Source organism: Rhodocyclus tenuis (genome assembly GCF_014197755.1).
GTDB lineage: Bacteria > Pseudomonadota > Gammaproteobacteria > Burkholderiales > Rhodocyclaceae > Rhodocyclus > Rhodocyclus tenuis.
Genome location: NZ_JACIGE010000001.1, coordinates 444,632 through 469,555, shown reverse-complemented (window position 1 = coordinate 469,555; position 24,924 = coordinate 444,632). Strand labels below are relative to the sequence as shown.

The following is a 24,924-nucleotide window of genomic DNA, read 5'->3' as shown; positions in this document are numbered from 1 at the left end:
ATGAGTTACACGCTGCACGGCCTCAGCGTTTCCGGCGGAATCGCCATCGGTCAGGCGTGCCTGCTCTCGCATGCGACGCTCGAAGTCGCGCACCTCACTCTGCAGCCGCGGCAGGTCGAAAAGGAAGTTGCGCGCTTCGCCGCGGCGATCACCGCCGTTCGCGGTGAGTACGAATCGATCAAGAAGGGCATGGGTGCGGCACCGGCCGAGTTTGGCGCCTTCATCGATCTGCATTCGATGATCCTGTCCGACCCGGAACTGGCCGAAGTGCCGAAAACGCTGATCCGCGAGCGGCGCTGCAACGCCGAATGGGCGCTGGTGCAACAGATGGAACATCTGGTCGGCCAGTTCGAGAAGATCGACGATGCCTACCTGCGCGAGCGCGCCTACGACGTGCGCCAGGCGGTCGAGCGCGTGATCAAGGAGCTGTCCGGCCACGACGGCCGCGCTTCGCTGAAGATTCGCGCGCAGCGCGAGACCAGCCAGATCGTCGTCGCCCACGACCTGTCGCCGGCTGACGTCATCGCCTTCAAGGAGCATCGCTTCGCTGCCTTCGTTACCGACGTCGGCGGCGCCACCTCGCATACGGCTATTCTCGCGCGCGGTCTGCGCATCCCGGCGGTGCTCGGTCTGCACAATGCACGGCAACTGATCCACGACAAGGAAATGCTGATCGTCGATGGCACGCGCGGCGTCGTCATCGTCAATCCCGATCCGCGCGTACTCGAGGAGTACGAGCTCAGGAAGAGCCAGATCGAGCTTGAGCGGAGCAAGCTCAAACGCCTGAAGACGACGCGCTCGCGCACCATCGACGGCGTCCACGTCGACCTGCTGGCCAACATCGAACTGCCCTCCGACGTGCCGGACGCGCTCGAAGCCGGTGCCGAGGGCGTCGGCCTGTTCCGCAGCGAGTTTCTCTTTCTCGGGCGCGGCGACATGCCCTGCGAGGACGAGCAGTTCGAGAGTTACCGCAAGGTGGCGCGTGGCATGGGCGGCTTGCCCGTGACGATCCGCACCTTCGATCTGGGCAACGACAAGGACCCGCATCCGGAGGAAACGCACGCCGACCGCGTCAAGACCAATCCGGCGCTCGGCCTGCGCGCGATCCGTCTGTCGCTGACCGAACCGGCAATGTTCCAGACGCAGCTGCGCGCGATCCTGCGCGCCTCGCATTACGGGCCGGTGAAATTGCTGATACCGATGCTCGCGCACGCGCAGGAGATCGACCAGACGCTGGCCGCCGTTGCCCAGGCCAAATCGAGCCTGCGCGGCGAAAACGTGCCCTTCGACGAGCAGATGCCGATCGGCGGCATGATCGAGATTCCGGCGGCAGCGCTGGGCGTTGGCCTTTTCCTGCGTCGCCTCGATTTTCTGTCGATCGGCACCAATGACCTGATCCAGTACACGCTGGCGATTGACCGCAGCGACGAGCAGGTGGCGCACCTCTACGATCCGCTGCACCCGGCGGTGCTGATGCTGCTGGCGCACACCATCACCAGCGCCGACAAGGCCGGCCGACCGGTGTCGGTATGCGGCGAACTGGCCGGCGACGTGAGCATGACGCGGCTGCTGCTCGGCATGGGCCTGCGCCAGTTCTCGATGCATCCGGGGCAGCTGCTCGAGGTCAAGCAGCGGATACTGACCTCCGATACGTCCGAACTGGCGCCGCAGGTGCGCCGCCTGCTGCGTTGCGAAGAGCCGGCGCGGATCCGCGAACAGCTCGACAAGCTGAACGGCGTCTGAGCGCCGTCAGGCGACTTCCCGCTCTCCCCGACAGCCCGCCGGGGGCAGCACGCGCCGGCGCGGAAGCCTGCTGATGGACGACCAGGCAATGAAAAAGCCAGCCATTGATCCGGCTGGCTTTTTTCTTTCCGGGGCGGATGCTCAGCCCTTGAGGCAGTCGCTCATGAACTTCTTGCGCTCGTCGCCCTTGAGCGCCTTGTCCTTGGCGTCCTTGTTGCAGGTCTTCATCTTGTCCTGCTGCGTTGCCGGTGCTGCCGGCGCCGCGCTGGCGGTCTTGCCGGACAGACAGTCGCTCATGAAGCTCTTGCGCTCGTCGCCCTTGAGCGCCTTTTCCTTGGCTTCCTGGTTGCACGATTTCATGCGTTCCTGCTGCGCCTGCTGTGCGGGCGACGGCGTCTTCTTCTCGTCATCCGCGGCGATGGCGCTGCCGGCGACGAGGCCGAAAGCGAAGGTCATGCTGACGATCAGTGTTTTCATTGCGACGTCCTCCTTGCTGGGTGGTAGGCGCGACGATTATAGGCGCCGTCTACATGTCGTCGTCAAGCAAGGCCTGTTGCTGGCGATTGACGAATTCGCCCATGCTGTCGATGCCGCGCAACTGCAGGATGGTGTTGCGCACGGCGGCTTCGAGCAGCACCGCGAGGTTGCGCCCGGCAGCCACCGGGATGACCACCTTGCGGATCGGCACGCCGAGGACTTCCTGTGTCTGCGCATCAAGCGGCAAACGCGGTGCATCGGGTCCGGCGGCAGGTTTCTGCAGATGCACGATCAGCTTCAGCTTCATTTTCCGGCGCGAAGCGGTTTCGCCGAAAATGGTGCGGATGTTGAGCAGGCCGAGGCCGCGCACTTCGAGATAGTCGCGCAGCATTCCCGGGCAGCGGCCTTCGACGGTGGTCGGTGCGATGCGTGCCATTTCAACGACATCGTCGGCGACCAGACCGTGGCCGCGCGAGATCAGCTCGAGCGCGAGTTCGCTCTTGCCGACGCCGGAGTCGCCGGTGATCAGGATGCCCATGCCGAGCACGTCCATGAACACGCCATGCAGGCTGGTGGTGTCGGCAAGGCGGCTGGCGAGGTAGATGCGCAACAGGTCGATCACTGCCGAGCACGGCTTCGGGCTGGTGAACAGCGGTGTTTGCGTCGTTTCGCAGGCCTGCCGGATTGCCGGCGCAACTTCATGGCCGTCGGCAACGATGATCGCTGGCGGGCGGGCCTCCATCAGGTCGCTCAGCTGCTGCTGTAGACGTTGCTGGCTGACACGGCGTGCCCAGCTGACTTCGGCGTCGCCGATCACCTGCAGGCGCTCGGGGTGCACGACATTGAGGTGGCCGACGACGTCGGCGCCGTAGTTGCCGCGCTCCTTCAGCTCGATCTGGCGGTCGACGCCGACGGCCGCCACCCAGGCAAGGCGCAGCTTGTCGCGATGGTCTTCGTAAAGCTGGGCGACGCTGAAGCGGCGCAGGGCACTCATGAGCCGGCGGCGAACAGGGCGAGGACGGCGGCGGCGTCGGGCGCGGCGGCGAGCGCCTCCCGACATTGACGGTCGGAAAAGCGTTGTGCGAGTTCGGAGAGTATCTGCAGGTGCTGTTCAGTGGCCTGCTCGGGTACGAGCAGCACGAACAGCTGGCTCACCGGCTTGCCGTCCGGCGAGTCGAAGGGCACCGGCGTGTGCAGGCGAAGGAAGGCCCCACAGGCTTCCTTGAGTCCCTTGATGCGCCCGTGCGGGATGGCGATACCCTGGCCGAGACCGGTCGAACCGAGCCTTTCACGCGCAAACAGGCTGTCGAATACGGTGCTGCGGGCGATGCCGCGATTGTTCTCGAAGAGCAGCGCGGCGTGTTCGAACGCGCGCTTCTTGCTGCCCGCTTCGAGGTCGAGCAGGATGTTATCGAGCGGCAGGAGTTTGGCGATCTGGCTCATTCGGCACAACTCGCGGGAGCGGCGTGGAGAGGCGATGACACGGGGACGGTCGGGTCCGGGCGGGGGATTGGCGGCGCGGGTCAGCGCTGGCGCCGCCGTGACGGCTTATTCGCCAGCGATGACGCCGCTGATTTTTTCGCCGCGGTGGTGATCCTGAACCTTCTGCTTGTACTTCTGCACCTGCCGGTCGAGTTTGTCGACGAGACTGTCCATGGCGGCGTAGAGGTCTTCCTCGACGGCTTCGACGTGCACGTCCTTGCCGCTCAGGTGCACGGTCACTTCGGCTTTCTGCTTCAGCTTCTCGACGGAGAGGATGGCATTGACGGCGATCACATGGTCGAAGTGGCTGACAACGCGTTCGATTTTGCCGGTGAGGTAGTCACGAATCGCCGGAGTGATTTCGAGATGGTGGCCGGTGATTTGCACGTTCATGTGCGGCTCCTTGGTTAAATGATCTTGCGTAGGTTGACCGGCGGGATGTTAAGCGCTTCACGGTATTTTGCAATCGTTCGCCGCGCAACGACAATCCCTTGCTGGCCGAGTATCTCGGACAGCTGGCTGTCCGAAAGCGGTTTCTTCGCGTCCTCGGCGCTGATCAGCTGCTTGATCAGCGCCCGGATCGCCGTTGCCGAGCAGGCGCCGCCGGTGTCGGTGGCGACGTGGCTGCCGAAGAAATATTTGAGTTCGAAGATGCCGCGCGGCGTCGACATGTACTTCTGTGTCGTCACCCGCGAGATGGTCGATTCGTGCAGGCCGAGGATGTCGGCGATCTCGCGCAGCACCAGCGGACGCATGGCAACCTCGCCGTGCTCGAAGAACTGCCGCTGCCGTTCGACGATCGCCTGCGCCACGCGCAGGATGGTGTCGAAGCGCTGCTGCACGTTCTTGATCAGCCAGCGCGCTTCCTGCAATTGCCCCGCCAGTCCGGAACCGCGCTGGCGCGAGAGGATGTCGGCGTAGAGACGGTTGATGCGCAGGCGCGGGTAGGCTTCGCCGTTGATCGACGCGGTCCACTGGCCGCGCAGCTTGCGCACCACCACGTCAGGCGTGATGTAGCGCGTGTCGGTAGCGGCGTACTGCGCGCCCGGCCGCGGATTGAGGCTGCGGATCAGCGTTTGCGCAGCGCGCAGTGCGTCGTCGTCGCAGCCGGTGAGCTTCTTCAGGCGGGCGAAATCGCGCCCGGCGAGCAGGTCGAGATGCTCGCGCACGATCTTCAGCGCCAGCTTGCGTGTCTCGTCGTCGTCGAGCGCTGCCAGCTGCAGCGCCAGACATTCCTGCGGACTGCGCGCACCGACGCCGGTCGGATCGAGGCTCTGCAGCAGGGTCAGCGCCAGGCGCAGTTCGTCTTCGTCGATTTCGAGCTCGGCTGGCAGCACCTCGCCGAGTTCGGCGAGCGACTGCGTCAGATAACCGTCGTCGTTGAGCGCGTCGATCAGGCATTGCACGAGCAGCAGGTCGCGCCGCGGCAGCTGCATCAGGCCCAGTTGCCAGAGCAGGTGTTCGCGCAGCGAAGTCCCTGCCGCCTGGATGTCGCGGAAGTCGCCGTCCTCGTCGTCGCCGTTGCCGGAACCCGGATAGGCGCCCTCGCCGCCCCAGTTTTCGTCAAACGCATCGGGGCCGTCGTCGCTGTCGCTACGCTCGGCTGGCTCGTTGCCGGCGCCGCTATCCGCGGCGTTGTCGGTATTCTCCGGCGGCTGGTCCGTGCGCTCGGGCGGTGGCGCGAACTCGACCTCGTCGCGCTCGAGCAAGGGGTTCTCGAGCAGGTACTTTTCCAGCTCCTGTTCCAGTTCGACCGTCGACAGCTGCAGTAAACGGATCGACTGCTGCAGCTGTGGCGTCAGCGCGAGATGCTGCGAGAGCTTGAGCTGTAGAGTGGGTTTCATGTTCGGAGCCGGGATTTCTGCCGGGCAAGGGATGCACCGGACGGGGTTGCCGGTGTCGGGACAAGCTGCCTGCCGGTAGCGCTAGAGGCGGAAGTTCTCGCCCAGATAGACCTTGCGGACGGTTTCATTATAAATGATTTCGTCCGGACGCCCACATGCAAGGACCGTGCCCTCGTTGATGATGAAGGCATGGTCGCAGATGCCCAGCGTTTCGCGCACGTTGTGGTCGGTGATCAGCACGCCGATGCCGCGTTCCTTAAGGAAGCGGATGATTTTCTGGATTTCGAGGACGGCGATCGGGTCGACGCCGGCGAACGGCTCGTCAAGCAGGATGAAACGCGGATTGGCGGCAAGCGCGCGGGCGATTTCTACACGCCGCCGTTCGCCACCGGAGAGCGAGGCGGCAGAGCTGTTGCGCAGATGCGCGATGTGCAGTTCGTCGAGCAGGCTTTCCAGACGGCTCTTCACTTCCCCGCGCGGCAGTTTCTGCAGTTCGAGAACTGCCTCGACGTTCTCGCTGACCGACAGCTTGCGGAAAACCGACGCTTCCTGCGGCAGATAGGCAACGCCACGGTGCGCGCGCTCGTGAATCGGCAGGTGCGTCAGCCGCGCGTCGTCGAGATATACCTCGCCGCCGCCACAGGCGACGAGGCCGACGACCATGTAGAAACAGGTCGTCTTGCCGGCGCCGTTCGGACCGAGCAGACCGACGACTTCGCCGCTTTTGACTGAAAACGAGACGTCGGCGACGACCGTGCGCGACTTGTAACGCTTCATCAGCTTGCTCGCGGCAAGCGTGCTCTGGGTGTCAGACATCGATGGCCAACCTGCAAAAAATGGGCGCCGCCAAAGCTCAGTGGCATGGGCCTGAAGCGGTCGCAGAGGGCTAGCAGCATTCCCGCACGCAAGGCGGGGGAAGCGATAGCGACCTCAAGCCCGTTCAAGGGCGAAGGCTGGCGATGCTAGCACGCCTCGTCGTCTTCGCGTACGTCGTCGCTGTCGTCTGCAGCCGTCGCGAGCACCCGACGTACGGTGTCACCCGAAAAGCCCCTCGCCGCAAGATAGCGCATCTGGCGCGCACGTTCGTTGGCATCGCCTGGAATGCAGCCGAAACGCCGCCGCCACAGTGCGCTGGCGCGCTCGATTTCGCTGCTGCAGCCGGCGAGCGCATCGGCGCGCACCTCGGCCTCGACGCCGCGCTGGCGCAGCTCCTGTTCGAGGCGCGCGTTACCGTAACGCGCGGCGCGCGCGCGTACGCGGTTCTCGGCGTAGCGCGAATCGGAAAGAAGTCCGCGGGCAGCAAGCTGGTCGAGCAGCGCGCCGACGGCAGCGGCGCTGGCGGCGGCGAATTCTTCGTCATCAACATCCGCGCTATCGGCAGCAGACCCCGCTGCCGACTGCGCGGCGCAGTAGCCGAGCAGTTTCCGTTCAAGTTCGGCGCGCGGATAGTCGCGCCGGGCGAGCAGACGCAAGGCGCGCTCGCGCAGGCTCGCAGCGTCGCCTGCCGGCTTGTCCTTACGTTCTTCAGCCACTTCGCTGCTCGCCTGCAGAAGTGCTTCGGCCGACGCCCGCCAGCTTCCCGCCATTGCTGCCGGGATTCAGGCTCAGACCGCTGGCGCGGGCCGGCCGGCCGGCGGCACCTTGACTGCGAGGCGGATGCCGGCCTCGATTTCCTCGGCGATGGCCGGGTTGGTCTTGAGGAACTCGCGTGCGTTGTCCTTGCCCTGGCCGATCTTTTCGCCCTTGTAGGCGTACCACGAGCCTGATTTCTCGACCAGTTTGTGCACGACGCCGAGGTCGATGATCTCGCCTTCGCGCGATGCGCCCTCGCCATAGAGGATGTCGAAAATCGCTTCGCGGAAAGGCGGTGCCACCTTGTTCTTGACGACCTTGACCTTGGTTTCGCTGCCGACGACTTCATCGCCCTTCTTGATGCTGCCGATGCGGCGGATGTCGAGACGTACCGAGGCGTAGAACTTGAGTGCATTGCCGCCGGTGGTCGTTTCCGGGCTGCCGAACATGACGCCGATCTTCATGCGGATCTGGTTGATGAAGATGACCAGCGTATTCGTCTTCTTGATGTTGGCGGTGAGCTTGCGCAGCGCCTGGCTCATCAGGCGGGCCTGCAGGCCGGGCAGCGAGTCGCCCATTTCGCCTTCGATTTCGGCCTTCGGCACCAGTGCCGCCACCGAGTCGATGACGATGACGTCGACGCTGGCCGAGCGCACCAGCATGTCGGCGATTTCCAGCGCCTGTTCGCCGGTGTCCGGTTGCGAGATGAGCAGTTCGTCGATGTTCACGCCGAGCTTCTGCGCGTAGGTCGGGTCGAGCGCGTGCTCGGCGTCGATGAAGGCGGCGACGCCGCCGAGCTTCTGCATCTGCGCAATGACCTGCAGGGTCAGCGTCGTCTTGCCCGACGACTCCGGGCCGTAGATCTCGACAACGCGGCCGCGTGGCAGGCCACCGATGCCGAGTGCGATGTCGAGGCCGAGCGAACCGGTCGATACGACACCGATGTCGTTTTCGACGCAGCCCTCGCCCATCTTCATGATCGAGCCCTTGCCGAACTGCTTTTCGATCTGTGCCAGCGCTGCGGCGAGCGCCTTCGCCTTGTTGTCGTCCATCATCGATCCTTTGCCTGAAGGGTGAAAATCATCGTTTGCTCACTCGCGGCGCATTCGGTGCCGGATTACTGGGATTATATACAGTAAATACGAAAGTGCACGCGCTTTGTTGCATTCGCCGAAATCCGGCTGCAGGTGCCGCCAATTGGCGGCTGATGCACCGGCGCGGCGCGCTGAGTCAGGTGAGCAGCGGCGGCAGTCGCTCCAGCAGACCCGTCAGCGCGCAAGCGACCGACGCTGCACGAATCTGCTGCCGATCGCCGGCGAAGTGTCGTGTCGCAAGCGCACGCGTCCCGTCGCTGCCGGCCCAGGCGAAGCACACCGTGCCGACCGGCTTCGCCGCCGAACCGCCAGCCGGGCCGGCGATGCCGCTGACGGCGACGGCCCACTGCGCGCGGCTATGTGCAAGAGCGCCTTCGGCCATGGACAGCGCCGTCGCCTCGCTGACCGCGCCATGGCTGGCGATGGTCGCGGCGCTGACGCCGAGCATTTCCTGCTTGGCCTCGTTCGAGTAGGTGACGAAGCCGCGCTCGAACCACGCCGAACTGCCAGCGATGGCGGTGGCGCACTGCGCCACCCAGCCGCCGGTGCAGGATTCGGCCGTGGCCAGCAATTCGCCGCGGGCCAACAGTTGTTCGCCGAGCGCAGCGGCGAGCGTTTCGAGTTGTGCCTGGTCCATGTGCGGCCTCAAATGAGGGCGAAGTGGCTGAGCAGCGCCTGCGCGGCGAGCAGTACGGCGACGGTGTAGGCGGCGGCGAAGGCATCGTCGGTCATGACGCCGAAACCATTCTTGACGTGCTCGTCGAAGTAGCGCGCCGGCTGGGGTTTGACGATGTCGAAGAAGCGGAAGAGGAAGAACGCTGCCGTCTGCCACGCCCAGCCATCCGGGCAGAAGAACAGCACCGCCCAGAAGGGGACGATCTCGTCCCAGACGATGCTGCCGTGATCGACGACGCCGAGATCGGCGCCGGTGCGTTGCGCCGCGGCGACGCCGATGATGAAAGCGAGCACCAGAAAGGCGAGCAGCGTCGTTCCGGTCATCAGCAGTTGCAGCAGCGGAAAGCTCGCCCACGCGAACAGCGTGCCGATGGTTCCCGGCGCCCAGGGCGAAAGTCCGCTGCCGCAGCCGCAAGCGATGAAGTGCGCCGGATGCGTGAACAGGAAGCGCCAGCCCGGCGCGGTCGATTTCTTAAGCAAAATGGTCGTAGCCTCGGTGCGTGAGAGTGAGTGGCTGGCCGTTGGCGTCGCGGACGCTCAGCCGAGGGGCTTGGCCACTGCCGGTTTCGGCGCCGGGCAGCAGCTGGCCGAAACGTGTCAGTGGCAGCGCCAGCGATTGCGCCAGCGCGGCGATGTCGGCGCGCGCTGCCGGCGCCGCAGCGAAGATCAGTTCGTAGTCGTCGCCGCCGGCGAGCAGGCAGTCGCGCCAGAGCGCCGAGTCAATGTCCGCGGGCGCTGCTGGCAGCGCGGCGAGTTCGACTTCGCCGGCGAGATGCGAGCGCTCGAGGATGTGTCCGAGATCGGCGAGCAGGCCGTCGGAAACGTCGATCGCGGCGCTGGCCAGTTGCCGCGTGCGCAGCGCCAGACCGAGCTCGATGCGCGGCGTCGGTGTCTCCAGCGCATCGCGGCAACGTTCGGCGAGCGTGGCGGGCAAAGCTGTCCTTCCCTGCAGTGCCGCCAGCGCCAGCGCGGCCAGTCCGGGCGAGCCGGAAATCCACAGATCGTCGCCGGCATGCGCGCCGTCGCGGCGCAGCGCTGAACCCAGAGGCAGCTCGCCGATCGCGGTGACCGACAGTGTCAGCGGCCCGCGCGTCGTGTCGCCGCCGACCAGATCAACGCCGTAGCGCGTGGCGCAGGCGAAGAAGCCGTCGGCGAAGGCGCCGAGCCAGCTGTCGTCGGCTTCCGGCAGCGCGCCAGCGAGCGTCGCCCAGCGTGGCTGGGCGCCCATCGCCGCCAGGTCGGAGAGATTGACGGCCAGCGTCTTCCAGCCGAGACGGCCGGGATCGGTGTCGGCGAAGAAATGCACACCGGCAACGAGCATGTCGGTGGTGATCGCCAGCGTCTGTCCGGGCGTCGGCGCGAGCAGCGCGCAGTCGTCGCCGGGGCCGAGCAGGGTCGCCGGCGTCGGCCGCGCGAAGTGGCGGCGAATCAGGTCGAATTCGCCACTCACGCTGCCGGCGCCTTCGGTTCGCTTGCCGCAGCCGTGCTGCCGGATTCACTGCTGCGGAAGCTGACGCAGCAGCAGCGGCGGCCGGCGCTCCGTGCAATGGCTGCGAACGCCACGCGCCTTCCGCCTTGCCCGTTCGTCGCGATCAGCGTGCCGCGCGCCGCGCCGCGACCTCTTCCGGGCGCAGTTGCGCGGCGAGCTTGTCGAGCACGCCGTTGACGAACTTGTGCCCGTCGGCGCCGCCAAAACTCTTCGCCAGCTCGATCGACTCGTTGATGATCACGCGGTACGGCGTTTCGCGGTAGTTGCCGAGCTCGAAAGCGGCAGCGAGCAGCACGCAGGATTCGATCGGCGACAACTCGCCGAAAGGACGGTCAAGGAAGGGCGCGATTTCCGCCTGCAGCGCCTCGTGGCCGGCGAGAACGCCACGCAGCAGCGCGCGATAGAAGTCGCCGTCGGCCTTGTCGAAGCCTTCGCCGTTGTGCACGTGCGCCTCGATCGCCGCCGCGTCGGCACCACCGACGCGCCACTGATAAAGTCCCTGCAGCGCGAATTCGCGCGCGCGCCGGCGCGGCGACTTGCCGCTGCGTGCGGCCGGCTTGCCACGGCCGGCGCCCGTTTTCCTGTCGCCGGCCTTGTCGGTGCTTTGTTCCTTCTCGGTACTCATGGCTTGGCCTCCAGTGCCGGCAGCAGGGTCGACATCTCGACGGCGACACGGGCGCAGTCGGCGCCCTTGGTCTGCATGCGCGCCAGCGCCTGGTCGTCGTCTTCGGTGGTCAGGATGCCGTTGGCGATCGGAATTCCGGTTTCCAGCTGCACTTCCATGACTGCGCGGCAGGAATCGTTGGAGACCACTTCGAAATGGTAGGTCTCGCCGCGAACGACTGCGCCGAGGGCGATCAGCGCGTCGTAACGGCCGCTGTCGGCGAGCTTGAGCAGCGCCAGCGGGATTTCCAGCGCGCCGGGAACCGAGGCGATGCTGATGTCGGCGTCGGCGACGCCAAGCTGGCGCAACTCGCTGATGCAGGCGCCGAGCAGGCCGTCGCAGATGTCTGGGTTGAAGCGGGCAACGACGATGCCGATACGGCGACCGGCGCCGCTGCCGGCAGCGGGTGTCGAAAAATCGAATTCACGGATGTTTGCGTAGTGCGCCATGCTTGGCTCTCTTGCGATGTTGCGGTCGCTTTCGGCAAGCGGCCGCGGATGGGGATCAGGTTTGCGGGTGTCGGACTCGGCTGGATGACAAGTTTGCCACTGATCAGCGGCTCAGGTTGTTCGCCAGCGCCAGTTCGGCAGGATTGGCGATGTTGCCGGTCACTTCGAGGTCGAAGCCGGTGACGCTCGGCATCTTGCGCGGACTGCCGAGCAGCTTCATGCGGCCAACGCCGAGTTCGCGCAGGATCTGCGCGCCGATGCCATAGGTGCGCGGGTCCCAGCGCGCCGCCGCGGTCTTCGGCTTGTCTTCGCCGATCAGCGCGGCGAGCAGATCGTTGCCGCTCTGCGGACGGCGCAGCAGCACGACGGCACCGGCTTCGGCGCGGTTGATCGCGCTCAGCGCGACGTGCAGCGGGAAGGTATGGTGTGCGCCCTCGGGATCGAGAAAATCGAGCGCCGACAGCGGCTCATGCACGCGCACCAGCGTTTCGCGATCGGCGTGGATGTCGCCATGCGTCAAGGCCAGATGAACTTCACCCGAGCTGCGGTCGGAAAAGGCGTGCAGCATGAACTCGCCCTGCGGCGTGCTCACCGGCTTCGAGTGGCGCAGTTCGACCAGCTTTTCGTTGCGGCTGCGGTAGTGGATCAGGTCGGCAATGGCGCCGATCTTGATGCCGTGCAGGCGCGAGAACTCCTCGAGGTCGGGCAGGCGCGCCATGGTGCCGTCTTCCTTGAGGACTTCGCAGATCACCGCCGCCGGCGAGCAGCCGGCGAGCTGCGCGAGGTCGCAGCCGGCTTCGGTATGGCCGGCACGCACCAGCACACCTCCGGGGCGCGCCATGATCGGGAAGATGTGGCCAGGTTGAACGATGTCCTGCGGGCGCGCGTCCTTTGCTACCGCCGCCTGCACGGTACGTGCGCGGTCCTGCGCCGAAATGCCGGTGGTGACGCCTTCGGCGGCTTCGATCGAGACGGTGAATGCGGTCGAGAACTGGCTGCGGTTGTCGCGCGCCATCTGCACCAGACCCAGCTGGCGGCAGCGCTCTTCGGTCAGCGTCAGGCAGACCAGCCCGCGCGCGTGCTTGACCATGAAGTTGATCGCTTCGGGCGTGATGTGGTCGGCAGCGAGGACGATGTCGCCCTCGTTTTCGCGGTCTTCCTCATCGACCAAGATGACCATGCGGCCGGCCTTGAGGTCGGCAATGATGTCCTCGATCGGGGAAATGGCGGGTGAAGCGGTTTGCGGCGACATGAAAGCGGCCTTTGGCAGAAGAAGGAAGGTGCCCCTCGGGGCGCAGGACGGTGAATCGTCGAATCGTGCTTCGTGGATTGTCGGTTCGGGTGGTAGTTCCCGATCCGGTGTCGGGAAATCAGCGACTGGCGAGAGGCGTGGCGGAGCGACTCGCAACGGGACTCGTCGGCCAGGGAGCAGCAGCCCCGGCCAACGCCGGTGCTTACTCGTCGGCCATCGCCAGCAGGCGTTCGCAGTAGCGCGCGATCAGGTCGACTTCAAGATTGACGCGGGCGCCGGGCTGCAGGCGGCCGAGCGTCGTCACCGTCAGCGTGTGCGGAATCAGGTTGATGGTGAACACGGCGCCATCGACGGTGTTGGTGGTCAGGCTGACGCCGTCAACGGTGACTGAACCCTTGCGCGCGATGTACTTCGCCAGCGACTGCGGTGCGCGGATCTCTAGCAGACGACAGGCGTCGTCGCCTTCGCCGACGGGATCGAAACGCAAGACCTCGCCGACACCGTCGACGTGGCCCGAAACCAGATGTCCACCTAGGCGGTCAGCGAGACGCAGCGCTTTTTCCAGATTGACGCCGCCCGGCGCATCGAGGCCGACGGTACAGGCCAGCGTCTCCGGCGACACGTCGACGCAGAAGTGGCCGGGCGCGAGCGCCACAACGGTCAGGCAGACGCCGTTGCAGGCGATCGAATCTCCCAGCGCGACGTCATCGAGCGCCAGATTGCCGGCGTCAATGGTCAGGCGAACGGTCGAATTGTCATCGGCACGCGGCGTCAGGCTCTCGATATGGCCAAGCCCGGCAATGATTCCGGAAAACATGATCGATCAATCCCTTATGGCGAAAGGACGAGGATTCTAGCACGCGCATGGACATGCCGCGGACGCTGCCCCGCGGTAGAATCGAGCCCCGCCGCGCCGGCGGCAGTGCCCCGCGCCCTTCGTGAGCCATTTTTCGCGGGTGTCTGCGCGGCGGCCGCAGGCGCCGGAGCTTCGCGTTCCTCTCCAGTTTTGCAGCCTCTTCCTTGCCCGCGCGCCACCCTGCCCGCTCGCCGCCGCCCTGTTTTTGCGCCTCTCCGCCACTGACCATGTCCCGTTTTCTCGACCTGTCCGCCAGCGTCATCATCCGCCGCCTGTTGCGGGCCGTCGTGCGCGCCGATGTCTTTCCCGAAGCGCCCGCGGACTTCGGTCTCGATCCGGCCAAACCGGTCTGCTACGTAGTGCAGGACAACCGTCTGACCAGCCTGCTGACGCTGTTTGACGTGACCCGGCGCGCCGGATTGCCGCTGGCCGAGGCGCCTTTGCTGGTCGGCGGTCTGCGCGAGCCGCGCTCGGTGTTTGCACTCACCCGCCGGCAATCGCTGATGGCACCGGCGCGCCTGCGCTACCAGCATTCGCCGGTGCTGCTGCGGCTGGTCAAGGCCGCCTGCGCCGACCCCGAAATCGGCGTGCAGCTGGTGCCGGTGCCCATCCTCTGGGGGCGCAGTCCGACGCATCAGGACTCGATTCTCGGCGCGCTGTTTTCCGAAACCTGGCGCTCGCCGGGCTTGCTCGGGCAGCTGCTCGCCGTCCTGCTGCACGGACGCAAGGTGCTGGTGCGCTTCAACGCGCCGATTTCACTGGCGACCCTGCTGCATGGCGCCGATACGGAGCGCCCGTTCGTCTTGCCCGACGAGGCGACCGCCTTGCGCAAGCTGTCGCGCGTGCTGCGCGTGCATTTCCGCCGGCAGCGCGAGATGGCGATCGGCCCCGATCTGTCGCACCGCAATACGCAGGTCGAGGCGCTGCTCACCGCGCCGGCAGTGCGTGCGGCGATTGCCGCCGAGGCGGTAGCGCGCAAGCTCTCGCCCGACGCCGCCGAGGCGCGGGCGCGCCGCTTTGCGCTGGAAATCGCTTCCGATTACTCGTATGGCGTCGTCCGCGCCATGGAGCTGTTCCTCACCTGGCTGTGGAACCGTCTCTACGACGGCATCGAGGTGCACCACATCGAGCGCCTGGCGCGCATCGCACCGGGGCAGAGCGTCATCTACACGCCCTGCCACCGCAGCCACGTCGATTACCTGCTGCTGTCGTTCATCCTCTACCGCAACGGCCTGACGCCGCCGCACATCGCCGCCGGCGCCAACCTCAACATGCCGCTGATCGGTCCCCTGCTGCGCCGCGGCGGCGCCTTCTTCATGCGTCGCACCTTCAAGGGCGAACCGCTGTACGCCGCGGTGTTCCACGAATACCTGCACCTGATCATCGCGCGCGGTTTTCCGATCGAGTACTTCATCGAAGGCGGGCGCAGCCGCAGCGGCCGTCTGCTGGCGCCGAAAGCCGGCATCCTCGGCATGACGGTGAAGAGCTTCGTGCGCGAGCACGCGCGGCCGCTGATCTTCGTTCCGGTCTATATCGGTTATGAAAAGGTCGTTGAAGGCGCCACCTACATCCGCGAACTTGAAGGCCGGCCGAAGCAGCGCGAATCGCTGTGGGGCGTGCTGCGCACGGCGCGCAAGATCAAGCGTGTATTCGGCAAGGTGCATGTCAATTTCGGCGAACCGCTGGCGCTGGCAGATTTTCTCGACGGCGTGCATCCCGGTTGGGCGGGCGAGGCCGAGGGCGCCGCCGGCGACTGGGTGCGCGACCCGATCCGCGCCGCAGCCGGAGAACTGGCGCAACGCATCAATGAGGCGGCGACGGTCAATCCGGTGAACCTGATCGCGCTGACCCTGCTGTCGACACCCAAGCACACCGCCGACCGGCAACTGCTGCTGCGCCAGATCGAACATTGCCAGGCGCTGCTCGCCGAGGTGCCATACTCGCCGTCGACAGTGCAATGTAGCCTGCCCACCGACGCGATCATCAGCGCCGGCGAGCGGCTTGGCTACGTCGAGCGCATCGAACATCCGCTCGGCGACATGCTGCGCGTTGCCGACCAGCAAGCGGCGCAGCTCGCCTATTTCCGCAACAACGTGCTGCACCTGTTTGCCCTGCCCTCGCTGATTGCCTGCCTGCTCGGCCACAACCGTCGCCTCGACGCGCAACGCATGCGCGCGGCGACGATCGGCATCTATGCGCTGATGCGGCCCGAACTCTATCTACGCTGGTGCGACGACGAACTGCCGGCGGTGATCGACGCCTGCGTCGAGGTCTTCATCGCGCGCGGGCTGCTTGTGCGTGCCACCGATGGCAGTCTCGCAGCACCCGAGCCCAACCGCAGCGAGTTCGTCGAACTGCGTTTTCTTGGCGAGGCAATCCGGCCGACGCTCGAACGCCACTTCCTCATCCTCGCCCTGCTCGAACGCTACGGCAGCGGCCGCCTGACGCGGCGAGCGCTGGAAGACGCCAGCCACCTGCTCGGGCAGCGGCTGACGCTGCTCTACGAATTCAATTCGCCCGAATTTTCCGAACGCGCGGTATTTGCCGGCGTCGTTGGCCACCTGCTCGAAACCGGCTTACTGCGCGAGGAGCTTCCGGTCGGTGCCGAGGCGGCCGAAGCGAAGGACGGCAAGGACGCGAAGGCGAAGAAGGAAAGCGCAGCGCTGCTGCATTTCGACCAGAACATGACGACGCCGCTGGCATGGGCCGAACTGGTGCTGCCGGCGGAAGTTCGCCTGACCATCCGGCGCATGGCCGAGGAAGGTTCGCCGCTACCGGCGGTTTGAGCCGTTCATTCTCCTGCTGAAGCGCTTACGCGCCGCCGCTGGCCGGCCAGGGAATGACGTAGAAGAGCACGGCAAAGAAGTGCAGCGCGCTGCCGAGCAGCACGAAGCCATGCCAGATGGCGTGGTTGTACGGCAGCCGCTTCCATTTGTAGAAAATGACGCCGCCGGTATAGGCCAGTCCGCCAGCGGCGAGCAGCGCCAGCCCGCCGCCGCCGAGCGTATGCAGCAGCGGCTGTACGGCGACAATGGCCACCCAGCCCATCGCCACGTAAAGCGCGACGACCAGCCCGTGCAGCCGGCCGCGCAGGGTCAGGCGCAGGACGATGCCGGCGACCGCCAGCGTCCAGATCACCGCGAACAGCGACCAGCCCCAGGGGCCGCGCAGGCTGACCAGCATGAACGGCGTGTAGGTGCCGGCGATGAGCAGGAAGATCGCCGAATGGTCGAGCGTGCGCAGTACTTGCCGCAGGCGTTCGCCCTGAACCGAGTGATACAGCGTCGACGCGGTGTAGCAGAGGATCAGCGTGGCGCCGAAGACGGCGCAGCTGACGATGTGCCAGAAATCGCCGTGCAAGGCTGAATAGGCAACCATCACCGCCAGCCCGGCAATCGCCAGCACGATGCCGACGCCGTGCGTGATGGCGTTCGCCAGTTCCTCGCGGAAACTGTAGGCCGGCAGAGGAGAGGATGCGGAACTCACGGTGCTTTTCCTGATGGTGGCGTGACGACGGGGCGCCTTGGCTTGCAGCTGCCCCGTCGCAAAGACTATACGCGTGCCCACCTGCGGCGGGTAGCCAGCCGGAAAACCGGCCACCCGCCTGAGCGTCGTGCAGCGATCAGATGGCGAGGTACTGCTGGCGCAGCTCGGCGTTGTCGATCACTTCCTGCGCCGTGCCGTCGAAGACGATCTGGCCCATGTCGAGGATCAGCGCGCGGTCGGCGAGGTGCAGCGCAGCGATCGCGTTCTGCTCGACGATGATAGTGGTCATACCGAGCTTCTTGATGTCCTCGAGGATGCGCTCGATCTCGTGCACGATCACCGGCGCGAGGCCCTCATAAGGCTCGTCGAGCAGCAGCAGCTTGACGTCGCGCGCCAGCGCCCGGGCGATGGCCAGCATCTGCTGCTCGCCCCCGGACATGGTGACGGCCTCCTGCTGGCGCCGTTCGCCGAGCCGTGGGAAAGCCTCGTAGAGGCGCTCGATCGACCAGCCGACCGGCTCCTCGATCTGCGCCAGCTGCAGGTTTTCCTCGACCGTCAGGCTGGGGATGATGCGCCGGTCCTCAGGCACCAGACCGACGCCGTTGCGCGCCGCCTGCCACGCTGCCATGCGGTGCAGCGGCTTGTGGTCGAGCCAGATTTCGCCGTGCTTCATCTGCGGATCGTCGAGCCGCGCGATCGAGCGCAGCGTCGAGGTCTTGCCGGCGCCGTTGCGGCCGAGCAGCGCGACGATCTCGCCTTCGCGGATGTCGAAACTGACGCCTTGCACGACGTAGCTTTCGCCGTAATACGAGTGGATGTTGCGGCAGGAAAAGTAGGCGGGCGCCGAACCTTGCGCGCTGACCGCCGGCACGCCCGGCGCCGTCGCCTTGTCGATGGCGATGTTGAGAAGTTGGCTCACAGATGGGCTCCCCCGAGATAGGCTTCCTGAACGCGCGGATCGCCCTTGATCGAATCGGGCTCGCCCTCGACGATCGGCGTTCCCTGCGCCATGACGGTAATCCTTTGCGCCAGCGAGAAGACGACGTGCATGTCGTGCTCGATGATGATCATGGTGACGTGGCCGACGACGATGCGCTGCAGCAGGTCGATGGTGTTGTTGGTGTCGGCGCGCGACATGCCGGCGGTCGGTTCGTCGAGCAGCAGCAGCTTCGGCCGCTGCACTAGGCACATCGCCAGTTCCAGCCGCCGCTTGTCGCCGCGCGACAGGTTGTTGGCGATCATGTCGCGCTTGCTGGTGAGGCCGACATCCTCGAGCATCTGCAGGGCGCGCTCGTTCACTTCCTTCTGCTGGTCGACACGCGGAATGGTGTTGGCCTTGAAAGTGCCGTCGCGACGCGCCAGCGTCGGAATGAGGACGTTATCGATCAGGCTCAGCTCGCCGAAGATTTCCGGCGTCTGGAATACCCGGCCGACGCCGGCCTGGTTGATCTGGTGCGGCTGCAGGCCGACCAGCGACTTGCCGTCGAAAGTGACCGAGCCAGTATCGGGAATGAGGCGCCCGACCAGGCAGTTGAGCAGGGTCGATTTGCCGGCACCGTTGGGGCCGATGACGGCGTGAACGCTGCCCTCCTCAACCGATAGATTGACGTTGCTGAGTGCGCGCAGGCCGCCGAAGCTCTTGTTGACGCCGCTGATTTGCAGAATTGACATGTTTTCTCCCTAGGCGCCGGTCGAGGTTTGCGCGGCGGGTTCGGCCGCTGCCGGCTTGCCCTTCGTCCGTTTCTGGACAAAGGCCCAGATACGGCGAACGCCTTCCATGACACCGCCCGGCAGGAAGATCACCAGCACCATGAACATGACGCCCATGGTCAGTTCCCAGCCCTCGCCGACGAACAGGCTGGCGATGGCGACGACCGGCGTTTCGATGAAGTCGGGCAGGAAGCCGAAGAAGCCGTGCAGCACCTGTTCGTTGAACGAGGAGAAGATGTTTTCGAGGTACTTGATCATTGCCGCGCCGAGCACCGGACCGAGCAGCGTACCGGCACCGCCGAGGATGGTCATCAGCACCACCTGACCGGAGGCCGTCCATTGCATGCGTTCGGCGCCGGCGAGCGGGTCGGTCACCGCCAGCAGCGCACCGGCCAGTCCGGCGAAGCAGCCGGAGATGACGAAGGCGTGCAGCGCGTACGGCTTGGTGTTGACGCCGGTGTATTTCAGGCGGTTCTGATTCGACTTGATCGCCTTCAGCATCATCCCGAACGGCGAGCGCGTGATGCGCAGGGCGATGTAGAAGCTGATGATCATGATCACCGCACAGAAGTAGAAGCCGCCGTAGCCGGTCATGCCGATGCCGAAGAGGTTGGCTGCGGGAACGGCGCCGGCTTCGACGGCGCCACCGAACACGCCGTCGAGAACGCGCGGGTCGGTTTGCGCGATCTTCAGTCCGGTTTCGCCGTTGGTGATCGGCGTCAGTACCGAGTAGGCCATGTTGTACGACATCTGCGCGAAGGCCAGCGTCAAGATCGAGAAGTAGATTCCGGAGCGGCGCAGGCACATGTAGCCGATCACCAGCGCGAAGAGGCCGGCGGTGACCATCGACAGCGCGATCGCCGGCAGCACGTTCATCGACAAGAGCTTGAAGCTCCATACCGCGGTATAGGAGCCGACGCCAAGGAAGGCTGCGTGACCGAAGGACAGGTAGCCGGTCAGCCCGAACAGGATGTTGAAGCCGATGGCGAAGATGCCGTAGATGGCGAACTTCTGCATCAGGTCGGGATAGGCGGCGCCGAAAGGCTGCAGCCAGACCGGCATGGCCAGCACCGCCAGCGCGAAGCAGGCGAACAGGATGTTGTCGTTTTTTGGAGTGGGTTTCAGCATGGGTATTCCTCTTGGCCGTCCTTGACGGAGGTCGAGACAGGGGCTTGCGGCAGCGCCGTGCCGCCGGGTTGTTGCAGGCGGGTGGCGCGAGTGAACAGGGTCGGTGTCATCGTCAGTCCTCCATGACGCCCTTGCGTCCCATCAGGCCACGCGGCCTTACCAGCAGGATGACGACGGCGATCAGGTAGATGATGATCTGGTCGATCCCCGGAATGATTCCCTTGATCTCGTTCATCGACGCGAAGGACTGCAGGATGCCGAGCAGGAAGCCTGCTGCCACCGCGCCGGGCAGCGAGCCCATGCCGCCGACGACGACAACGACGAAGGACAGCACCAGGAAATCCATTCCCATGTGGTAGTCGGGCGGCAGGATCGGCGTATACATGGCGCCGGCGATGCCGGCGACGACGACGGCCATGCCGAAGACGATGGTGAACCGGCGCTGGATGTTGATGCCGAGCAGGCCGACCGTTTCGCGGTCACGCATGCCGGCGCGAACGACCATGCCGAAGGTGGTGTAGCGCAGGAAGGCGAAGACGATGGCGACGACGGCTGCCGAGAAGGCGAAGTAGATCAGGCGCCACCACGGATAGACCACCGAGTCGCCAAGGCCGAGCAGTTCGCCGACGTTGGCGCTGCCGGCGAAGGCCGCGGGCGCCGCCTGCGGGATCGGATTGGCGCCGAAGTAGGATTTGACGATCTCCTGCAGCACGATCGCCAGCCCGAAGGTGACGAGAATCTGATCAGCATGCGGCCGCCGGTAGAAGTGGCGGATCAGCCCGCGTTCGAGCGAGACGCCGATCAGCAGCATCACCGGGATGGTGAACAGGATCGACAGCGGTACCGCATAGTCGATGATCTTCATGCCGGTGTCGCCGAACCACATCTGCAGGTAAGGAACGTCGGTGTAGCTTTCGAAGAAAGTTACGCTCTCGTCCTTGACCTTGGTGGACAGGGTCAGCAGCTTCTGAAAGCTGACGGCGCAGAAGGCACCGAGCATGAACAGCGCACCGTGGGCAAAATTGACGACGCCGAGCGTGCCGAAGATCAGGGTCAGGCCGAGAGCAATGAGCGCGTAGGCGCCGCCCTTGTCGAGGCCGTTGAGCAATTGGAGGACGATGGAATCCATAGGGGCGCGTAGTGACGCAGGCGCGCGCCACCCGTTGCCGGGGGCGCAGCCCGCAATAAGCGTGGGGGGCGGACAGGCGCCCTCCGACCGCGAGTTGCGGCCGGCGCCTGTCCGGAGGAAGACAGCCTGACTAGACCGTGTAGGGGCCGAGTTCGCCGCCGAAGATCTTCGGGTCGTACTCGACCGCCGAACGCGGAACGACCTGGACCACTTCGAGCAGATCGAACTTGTTCGTCGGCTTCTGCTTGCCGCGAACGACCAGCACGTCCTTCATGCACTGGTGATCGGCGGCGCGGTATTCGGTCGGCCCGTTACCCAGTCCGTCGAACTTGAAGCCTTCGAGCTGCTTGATCACTTCGGGCGGGTAGAACGTTCCGGCCATTTCACAGGCGTTGGCGTAGAGCAGCGCCTGCACATAGCAGGTCTGCGCGGCCTGCGACGGCGGCTGGCCGTAGGCGGCGCCGAAGGACTTGACGAAAGCCTTGGTCGCCGCGTCGGGCAGTTGCCAGTCCCAGTTGGACGTGCCGAGGATGCCCTTGATCGCATCGCCGGCACCCTGCGCCATCAGTTCGGAAAAGAGCGGCACGACGATCTCGAACTTCTTGCCGTTGACCATCTTGTCGCGCAGGCCGAACTGCACCGCCTGCGTCAGCGAGTTGATCATGTCCTTGCCGTAGTGGTTGAGGATCAGCACGTCGGCGCCCGAGTTGAGCACCGGCGTGATGTACTGCGAGAAGTCGCCGGCGCCGAGCGGCGTGCGTACCGCGGCGGTGGTCTTCCAGCCGAGCGCTTCGGTCGAGTTCTTCATCGACTCTTCCTGCGTCCAGCCCCAGGTGTAGTCGGCGGTCAGGTGGTAGGCCTTGCGTTCCTTGCCGTATTCCTTGGCCAGCACCGGGCCGAGCGCCTTGCCCGACATGTAAGCGTTGAAGAAGTGGCGGAAGGCGTAGCGGCGCTTGTCCTTGCCGGTGGTGTCGTTGGAGTGCGTCAGGCCGCACATGAAGATGACGCCGATTTCCTGCGCCAGCGCCGACATGGCGACGGCTTCGCCGGAGGACGAGCCGCCGGTCCACATGATGACGCCGTCCTTTTCGACCATGCGCTTGGCAACCGAGCGTGCCATGTCGGACTTGGTCTGCGTGTCGCCGGTGACGTACTCGATCTTCTTGCCGAGAACGCCGTTGCCCTTGAGCACGGAAGGCTTGAAGGTCTTCAGCATGCCGCCGTCGCCTTCGCCGTTGAGGTGCTTGACGGCGAGTTCGAGGGCGCGCACTTCGTCGGCGCCCTCGTCGGCGTAAGCGCCGCTCAAGGGGACGGTGAAACCGAACTTGGCGGTCTTGCTCTTGCTCGGGTCGTTGCGGAAGTCGGCGGCCCAGGCGTTGCGAACGAAGAAGCTCGGCGCGGCGATGCTGGCGCCGGTGACAGCCATTCCTTTCAGCACGGTGCGGCGATTCTGGTTTTCCATCATTTGTCTCCGTAGTTTTTTTAGGGGCTTGTACCACCGGGACATGCGAATTGATCCCGATAATCAGCGCCGCAAGGTTCGCATAGTGCAATCAATCATTCAATACGTAATTGACTTGCCGGCCGAATGTCGTCAACATTTTTCAAAAACGACCTTCGCTTTTGTAAATTATTGACAACGTTTGTCGCCTTCAGCAGCCTTGCACGGGAGGGGTTCGAGTGGCACGTATCCGCATCGGCAGCAAGATTCGCGAGCACCGGAAAAACCTCGGCATCACGCAGGCCGCGCTGGCAGAACGCTGCGGTATTTCTGCTTCCTATCTCAATCTGATCGAGAGTGACCGGCGCAATATCGGCGGTGCCTTGCTGAAACGCGTTGCCGACGCGCTTGAGCTGCCGATCGAACGCTTCGACGGCGCCGCCGAGCGTCGCCTGCTGCACGAACTGGCCGAGATTGCTGCCGACCCGCTGCTTGCCTCGCCCGCACTCGCAGCGACGTCGGCTGCCGATCTGGTAGCGCAGCACGCGCCCTGGGCACACGCCATCGTCAAGCTGCACCGGGCCTGTAGCGAGCGCAACGAGGTCGTTGCCGCCTTGTCGGATCGCTACGCGCGCGATCCTTTTCTCGGCGAAACGGTGCAGGAAATGTCTGCCCACATCGCTTCGATACGCCTCGCTGTCGACCAGTTGGGGCGCTTGGCTGGACCGGCTCCGGCGCTGCGCGAAGATGTCATCGCCGACATTGCCGACGACAGCCGCCGCCTTGCCGCGGTGACGCAAACGCTGGCCGGCTATCTGGCGAAGACGCCGTCGGCACCGCGTCCGCTGACACCGATCGAGGAGCTGGAGGACTTTGTCGTCAGCCACGACAACCACTTTCCGCAGTTCGAACGCGTCGCCGAGTCCCTGCAGAGCGAGATCGGTCTGCGCAGCGGACACCTCGAGAGCGCGCTGGTCGACCACCTTGAGGAAGTGCACCGGGTACAGGTGCGCTCGTCGCCCTTGCCCGGAGGCGCTGGCGCTTCGCCGCGCCGGCGCGTGTCGCACTTCGATCGGCAGACGCGCGTGTTCGAGTTGCTCGAGCTCGCTCCCGAAGCGAGCCGCCGTTTCGAACTGGCACGGCTGGCGGCCGAACTCGGCGCCGGCGAGGCGATTGCTGCCGAAATTGCCGCTTCGCCGGTGCTCACCTCGGCAGCGTCGCGGCAACGCGCCGCGCGCGCGCTGTCCTCATATACCGCCAGTGCGCTGCTGCTGCCCTATGCCGAGTTTCTCGCGGCAGCGCAGGCGACGCGTTACGACATCGACCTGCTCGCGCGTCGCTTCAACGCCAGCTTCGAACAGGTTTGTCACCGCCTGGTCAGTCTGCGTCGCCCCGGCGCCGCAGGCGTGCGTTTCGGCTACATGCGTTCCGACCCGGCGGGACACGTGACCAAGCGTTTTCCGCTGCCGGGTCTGCCCTTGCCGCGCTACGGAACCGGCTGTCCGCTGTGGGCGGTCTATCGCGCTTTCCAGACGCCCGGTGCGCTGTTGCGGCAGCTGGTCGAGATGCCCGGTGGCGAGCGCTTCCTGCTGCTGGCGCGGGCGGTCGAAAAGGAGCGTTCGGCCTTCGGCATGCCGCAGCATTTCATGTCGATCATGCTCGTATGCGACGCGCGTCATGCCGCTGCGCTGGTGTATGGCGAAGGGATCGATCTGTCGGCACAGGCACGCGCGACGCCGGTCGGGCAGACCTGCCGCGTCTGCGTCCGCAGTGACTGCGCCTACCGCCAGGCCGATCCGGTCGTCGGTGCGCCGACGACCGCGCTGGCCGGATCCTCAATGTCCTGATCCGGCCAGCGCGGGGCGCTTGGAAGCCTAGCGGCGGGGCGGACCGCGACGCTCGTCCGCGGGGCCCTGACGATTGCCGCCGTCGATCAGCTTGCGCAAGAAGGCACGCGCCTGTTCCTGCTGCGTCGGATTGAGGCTGTCGTAAACCGCCAGCCAGCGTTCGCGCTCGGCCAGGCGGCGCTTGTCACCCTCGGCGCGCAGTTCGTCCATGCGTGCAAGTACGCTGCGCAGGTCGGCACCGGGGGCGTCAAGCGCGGCGAGTGTCTTCCTCTGTTCATCGCGCAGGCGTTCGCCGACGTCCTTGCGCGCTTCGCGCTGGCTCTGTTCAGCGGTCTTCCAGAGTGCTTCCTGCTTCGCGTCAAGCTTGAGTTCGTCATGCAGGCGGGCGAGGCTACGGCCGAAATCGCGGCCGTGCCGGGCGTGATGCTGCGCCGCGTTCCATTCGCCGCAGGCGGCGCCGTTCTCGCCCGGTCCGGGGGGGACGGCGAAACTGGCGCCGGCGGCGCCGAGGCCAAGGCCGAGTGCGGCGGCGGCAAGAAAGCGACGCACAGCGGGGTTGCTGCTGGAATTGAAGGTGTTCATGGGG

At 65.6% G+C, this 24,924-nt stretch carries 25 protein-coding genes and 1 pseudogene; 3 read left to right on the top strand and 23 right to left on the bottom strand.

What is annotated here, in order from left to right; genetic code table 11:
* Window positions 1-1,743 (top strand): phosphoenolpyruvate--protein phosphotransferase, encoded by a 1,743-nt coding sequence (ptsP, locus tag GGD90_RS02160; RefSeq protein ID WP_153114938.1) that lies wholly within the window; start codon window positions 1-3, stop codon window positions 1,741-1,743.
* Between the two features lie 141 nt (window positions 1,744-1,884).
* Here ptsP and GGD90_RS02155 read toward each other — a convergent pair whose 3' ends face one another.
* The 15 genes from GGD90_RS02155 to GGD90_RS02085 form a co-directional block, all read right to left on the bottom strand.
* Window positions 1,885-2,220, bottom strand: coding sequence for a PsiF family protein (locus GGD90_RS02155; protein WP_153114939.1), 336 nt, complete (start codon window positions 2,218-2,220; stop codon window positions 1,885-1,887).
* A gap of 49 nt (window positions 2,221-2,269) precedes the next feature.
* Window positions 2,270-3,205 carry an HPr(Ser) kinase/phosphatase gene (hprK, locus tag GGD90_RS02150; protein WP_153115157.1) on the bottom strand — a complete coding sequence of 312 codons (936 nt, stop codon included), beginning with the start codon at window positions 3,203-3,205 and terminating at the stop codon, window positions 2,270-2,272.
* Window positions 3,206-3,210: 5 nt separating this feature from the next.
* Window positions 3,211-3,663, bottom strand: coding sequence for a PTS IIA-like nitrogen regulatory protein PtsN (ptsN, locus tag GGD90_RS02145; protein ID WP_153114940.1), 453 nt, complete (start codon window positions 3,661-3,663; stop codon window positions 3,211-3,213).
* Between the two features lie 105 nt (window positions 3,664-3,768).
* Window positions 3,769-4,095 (bottom strand): ribosome hibernation-promoting factor, HPF/YfiA family, encoded by a 327-nt coding sequence (hpf, locus tag GGD90_RS02140; protein ID WP_153114941.1) that lies wholly within the window; start codon window positions 4,093-4,095, stop codon window positions 3,769-3,771.
* Between the two features lie 14 nt (window positions 4,096-4,109).
* Window positions 4,110-5,546 (bottom strand): RNA polymerase factor sigma-54, encoded by a 1,437-nt coding sequence (locus GGD90_RS02135; RefSeq protein WP_153114942.1) that lies wholly within the window; start codon window positions 5,544-5,546, stop codon window positions 4,110-4,112.
* A gap of 81 nt (window positions 5,547-5,627) precedes the next feature.
* Window positions 5,628-6,362: an LPS export ABC transporter ATP-binding protein gene (gene lptB / locus GGD90_RS02130; RefSeq protein WP_153114943.1), complete on the bottom strand. Its 735-nt coding sequence runs from the start codon at window positions 6,360-6,362 to the stop codon at window positions 5,628-5,630.
* Between the two features lie 146 nt (window positions 6,363-6,508).
* Window positions 6,509-7,078, bottom strand: a complete 570-nt coding sequence (locus GGD90_RS02125; RefSeq protein ID WP_228273608.1) for a regulatory protein RecX — start codon at window positions 7,076-7,078, stop codon at window positions 6,509-6,511.
* A gap of 72 nt (window positions 7,079-7,150) precedes the next feature.
* Window positions 7,151-8,170 (bottom strand): recombinase RecA, encoded by a 1,020-nt coding sequence (gene recA / locus GGD90_RS02120; protein WP_153115158.1) that lies wholly within the window; start codon window positions 8,168-8,170, stop codon window positions 7,151-7,153.
* A 178-nt stretch (window positions 8,171-8,348) separates the two neighbouring features.
* The gene (locus tag GGD90_RS02115) at window positions 8,349-8,849 is read right to left on the bottom strand and encodes a CinA family protein (RefSeq protein ID WP_153114945.1); all 501 of its coding nucleotides are present in this window, start codon (window positions 8,847-8,849) and stop codon (window positions 8,349-8,351) included.
* Between the two features lie 8 nt (window positions 8,850-8,857).
* Entirely contained in the window at window positions 8,858-9,367 is a 510-nt protein-coding gene (locus GGD90_RS02110) for a phosphatidylglycerophosphatase A family protein (RefSeq protein ID WP_228273610.1), read from the bottom strand.
* Complete coding sequence (thiL, locus tag GGD90_RS02105; RefSeq protein ID WP_153114946.1) at window positions 9,360-10,337, bottom strand: thiamine-phosphate kinase; 978 nt, start codon at window positions 10,335-10,337, stop codon at window positions 9,360-9,362. The genes GGD90_RS02110 and thiL overlap by 8 nt, the downstream gene beginning before the upstream one ends.
* Window positions 10,338-10,479: 142 nt before the next feature.
* Window positions 10,480-11,001 carry a transcription antitermination factor NusB gene (gene nusB, locus GGD90_RS02100; RefSeq protein ID WP_153114947.1) on the bottom strand — a complete coding sequence of 174 codons (522 nt, stop codon included), beginning with the start codon at window positions 10,999-11,001 and terminating at the stop codon, window positions 10,480-10,482.
* On the bottom strand, window positions 10,998-11,489 hold the full coding sequence (gene ribH / locus GGD90_RS02095) for a 6,7-dimethyl-8-ribityllumazine synthase (protein WP_153114948.1): 492 nt from the start codon (window positions 11,487-11,489) through the stop codon (window positions 10,998-11,000). Before ribH ends, nusB begins: the two co-directional genes overlap by 4 nt.
* Before the next feature lie 103 nt (window positions 11,490-11,592).
* On the bottom strand, window positions 11,593-12,741 hold the full coding sequence (gene ribBA / locus GGD90_RS02090) for a bifunctional 3,4-dihydroxy-2-butanone-4-phosphate synthase/GTP cyclohydrolase II (RefSeq protein WP_153114949.1): 1,149 nt from the start codon (window positions 12,739-12,741) through the stop codon (window positions 11,593-11,595).
* Between the two features lie 202 nt (window positions 12,742-12,943).
* Window positions 12,944-13,558: a riboflavin synthase gene (locus GGD90_RS02085; RefSeq protein ID WP_153114950.1), complete on the bottom strand. Its 615-nt coding sequence runs from the start codon at window positions 13,556-13,558 to the stop codon at window positions 12,944-12,946.
* Between the two features lie 266 nt (window positions 13,559-13,824).
* Between GGD90_RS02085 and plsB the strand changes: the two genes are divergently transcribed.
* Window positions 13,825-16,383: a glycerol-3-phosphate 1-O-acyltransferase PlsB gene (gene plsB, locus GGD90_RS02080; protein ID WP_153114951.1), complete on the top strand. Its 2,559-nt coding sequence runs from the start codon at window positions 13,825-13,827 to the stop codon at window positions 16,381-16,383.
* A gap of 25 nt (window positions 16,384-16,408) precedes the next feature.
* Here the strand turns inward: plsB and trhA are convergent, their stop codons facing one another.
* The 7 genes and pseudogenes from trhA to GGD90_RS02050 form a co-directional block, all read right to left on the bottom strand.
* Window positions 16,409-17,083, bottom strand: coding sequence for a PAQR family membrane homeostasis protein TrhA (gene trhA, locus GGD90_RS02075; RefSeq protein ID WP_153114952.1), 675 nt, complete (start codon window positions 17,081-17,083; stop codon window positions 16,409-16,411).
* Window positions 17,084-17,219: 136 nt separating this feature from the next.
* A complete protein-coding gene (locus GGD90_RS02070) occupies window positions 17,220-18,002 on the bottom strand; it encodes an ABC transporter ATP-binding protein (protein WP_228273611.1) in 783 nt (260 codons plus the stop codon).
* Window positions 17,999-18,094 (bottom strand): ABC transporter ATP-binding protein C-terminal domain-containing protein, encoded by a 96-nt coding sequence (locus GGD90_RS18380; protein ID WP_411841039.1) that lies wholly within the window; start codon window positions 18,092-18,094, stop codon window positions 17,999-18,001. Before GGD90_RS18380 ends, GGD90_RS02070 begins: the two co-directional genes overlap by 4 nt.
* A gap of 141 nt (window positions 18,095-18,235) precedes the next feature.
* A pseudogene (locus GGD90_RS02065) lies at window positions 18,236-18,754 on the bottom strand (ABC transporter ATP-binding protein); the annotation flags it as partial.
* Between the two features lie 9 nt (window positions 18,755-18,763).
* Window positions 18,764-19,921 carry a branched-chain amino acid ABC transporter permease gene (locus GGD90_RS02060; RefSeq protein ID WP_153114954.1) on the bottom strand — a complete coding sequence of 386 codons (1,158 nt, stop codon included), beginning with the start codon at window positions 19,919-19,921 and terminating at the stop codon, window positions 18,764-18,766.
* Window positions 19,922-20,033: 112 nt separating this feature from the next.
* Window positions 20,034-21,050, bottom strand: a complete 1,017-nt coding sequence (locus GGD90_RS02055) for a branched-chain amino acid ABC transporter permease (protein WP_153114955.1) — start codon at window positions 21,048-21,050, stop codon at window positions 20,034-20,036.
* 130 nt (window positions 21,051-21,180) lie between these two features.
* Window positions 21,181-22,515 (bottom strand): substrate-binding protein, encoded by a 1,335-nt coding sequence (locus tag GGD90_RS02050; RefSeq protein WP_153114956.1) that lies wholly within the window; start codon window positions 22,513-22,515, stop codon window positions 21,181-21,183.
* Between the two features lie 215 nt (window positions 22,516-22,730).
* On the opposite strand from GGD90_RS02050, the gene GGD90_RS02045 reads away from it, so the two are divergent.
* Complete coding sequence (locus tag GGD90_RS02045; RefSeq protein ID WP_153114957.1) at window positions 22,731-24,338, top strand: helix-turn-helix domain-containing protein; 1,608 nt, start codon at window positions 22,731-22,733, stop codon at window positions 24,336-24,338.
* Window positions 24,339-24,365: 27 nt separating this feature from the next.
* On the opposite strand, the gene GGD90_RS02040 is transcribed toward GGD90_RS02045, so the two are convergent.
* Entirely contained in the window at window positions 24,366-24,920 is a 555-nt protein-coding gene (locus GGD90_RS02040; protein WP_153114958.1) for a Spy/CpxP family protein refolding chaperone, read from the bottom strand.
* Between the last annotated feature and the right edge of the window lie 4 nt (window positions 24,921-24,924).

Excerpts from the sequence above, each read along its gene's own strand:
- plsB (WP_153114951.1), top strand. The coding sequence starts at position 13,825 with ATGTCCCGTTTTCTCGACCTGTCCGCCAGCGTCATCATCCGCCGCCTG.
- GGD90_RS02085 (WP_153114950.1), bottom strand. The coding sequence starts at position 13,558 with ATGTTTTCCGGAATCATTGCCGGGCTTGGCCATATCGAGAGCCTGACG.
- ribH (WP_153114948.1), bottom strand. The coding sequence starts at position 11,489 with ATGGCGCACTACGCAAACATCCGTGAATTCGATTTTTCGACACCCGCT.
- GGD90_RS02040 (WP_153114958.1), bottom strand. The coding sequence starts at position 24,920 with ATGAACACCTTCAATTCCAGCAGCAACCCCGCTGTGCGTCGCTTTCTT.
- ptsP (WP_153114938.1), top strand. The coding sequence starts at position 1 with ATGAGTTACACGCTGCACGGCCTCAGCGTTTCCGGCGGAATCGCCATC.
- GGD90_RS02055 (WP_153114955.1), bottom strand. The coding sequence starts at position 21,050 with ATGGATTCCATCGTCCTCCAATTGCTCAACGGCCTCGACAAGGGCGGC.
- ptsN (WP_153114940.1), bottom strand. The coding sequence starts at position 3,663 with ATGAGCCAGATCGCCAAACTCCTGCCGCTCGATAACATCCTGCTCGAC.
- GGD90_RS02050 (WP_153114956.1), bottom strand. The coding sequence starts at position 22,515 with ATGATGGAAAACCAGAATCGCCGCACCGTGCTGAAAGGAATGGCTGTC.
- GGD90_RS02115 (WP_153114945.1), bottom strand. The coding sequence starts at position 8,849 with ATGGACCAGGCACAACTCGAAACGCTCGCCGCTGCGCTCGGCGAACAA.
- GGD90_RS02135 (WP_153114942.1), bottom strand. The coding sequence starts at position 5,546 with ATGAAACCCACTCTACAGCTCAAGCTCTCGCAGCATCTCGCGCTGACG.
- GGD90_RS18380 (WP_411841039.1), bottom strand. The coding sequence starts at position 18,094 with ATGGCGCAGGGAACGCCGATCGTCGAGGGCGAGCCCGATTCGATCAAG.
- ribBA (WP_153114949.1), bottom strand. The coding sequence starts at position 12,741 with ATGTCGCCGCAAACCGCTTCACCCGCCATTTCCCCGATCGAGGACATC.
- GGD90_RS02060 (WP_153114954.1), bottom strand. The coding sequence starts at position 19,921 with ATGCTGAAACCCACTCCAAAAAACGACAACATCCTGTTCGCCTGCTTC.
- lptB (WP_153114943.1), bottom strand. The coding sequence starts at position 6,362 with ATGTCTGACACCCAGAGCACGCTTGCCGCGAGCAAGCTGATGAAGCGT.
- GGD90_RS02155 (WP_153114939.1), bottom strand. The coding sequence starts at position 2,220 with ATGAAAACACTGATCGTCAGCATGACCTTCGCTTTCGGCCTCGTCGCC.
- recA (WP_153115158.1), bottom strand. The coding sequence starts at position 8,170 with ATGGACGACAACAAGGCGAAGGCGCTCGCCGCAGCGCTGGCACAGATC.
- nusB (WP_153114947.1), bottom strand. The coding sequence starts at position 11,001 with ATGAGTACCGAGAAGGAACAAAGCACCGACAAGGCCGGCGACAGGAAA.
- hpf (WP_153114941.1), bottom strand. The coding sequence starts at position 4,095 with ATGAACGTGCAAATCACCGGCCACCATCTCGAAATCACTCCGGCGATT.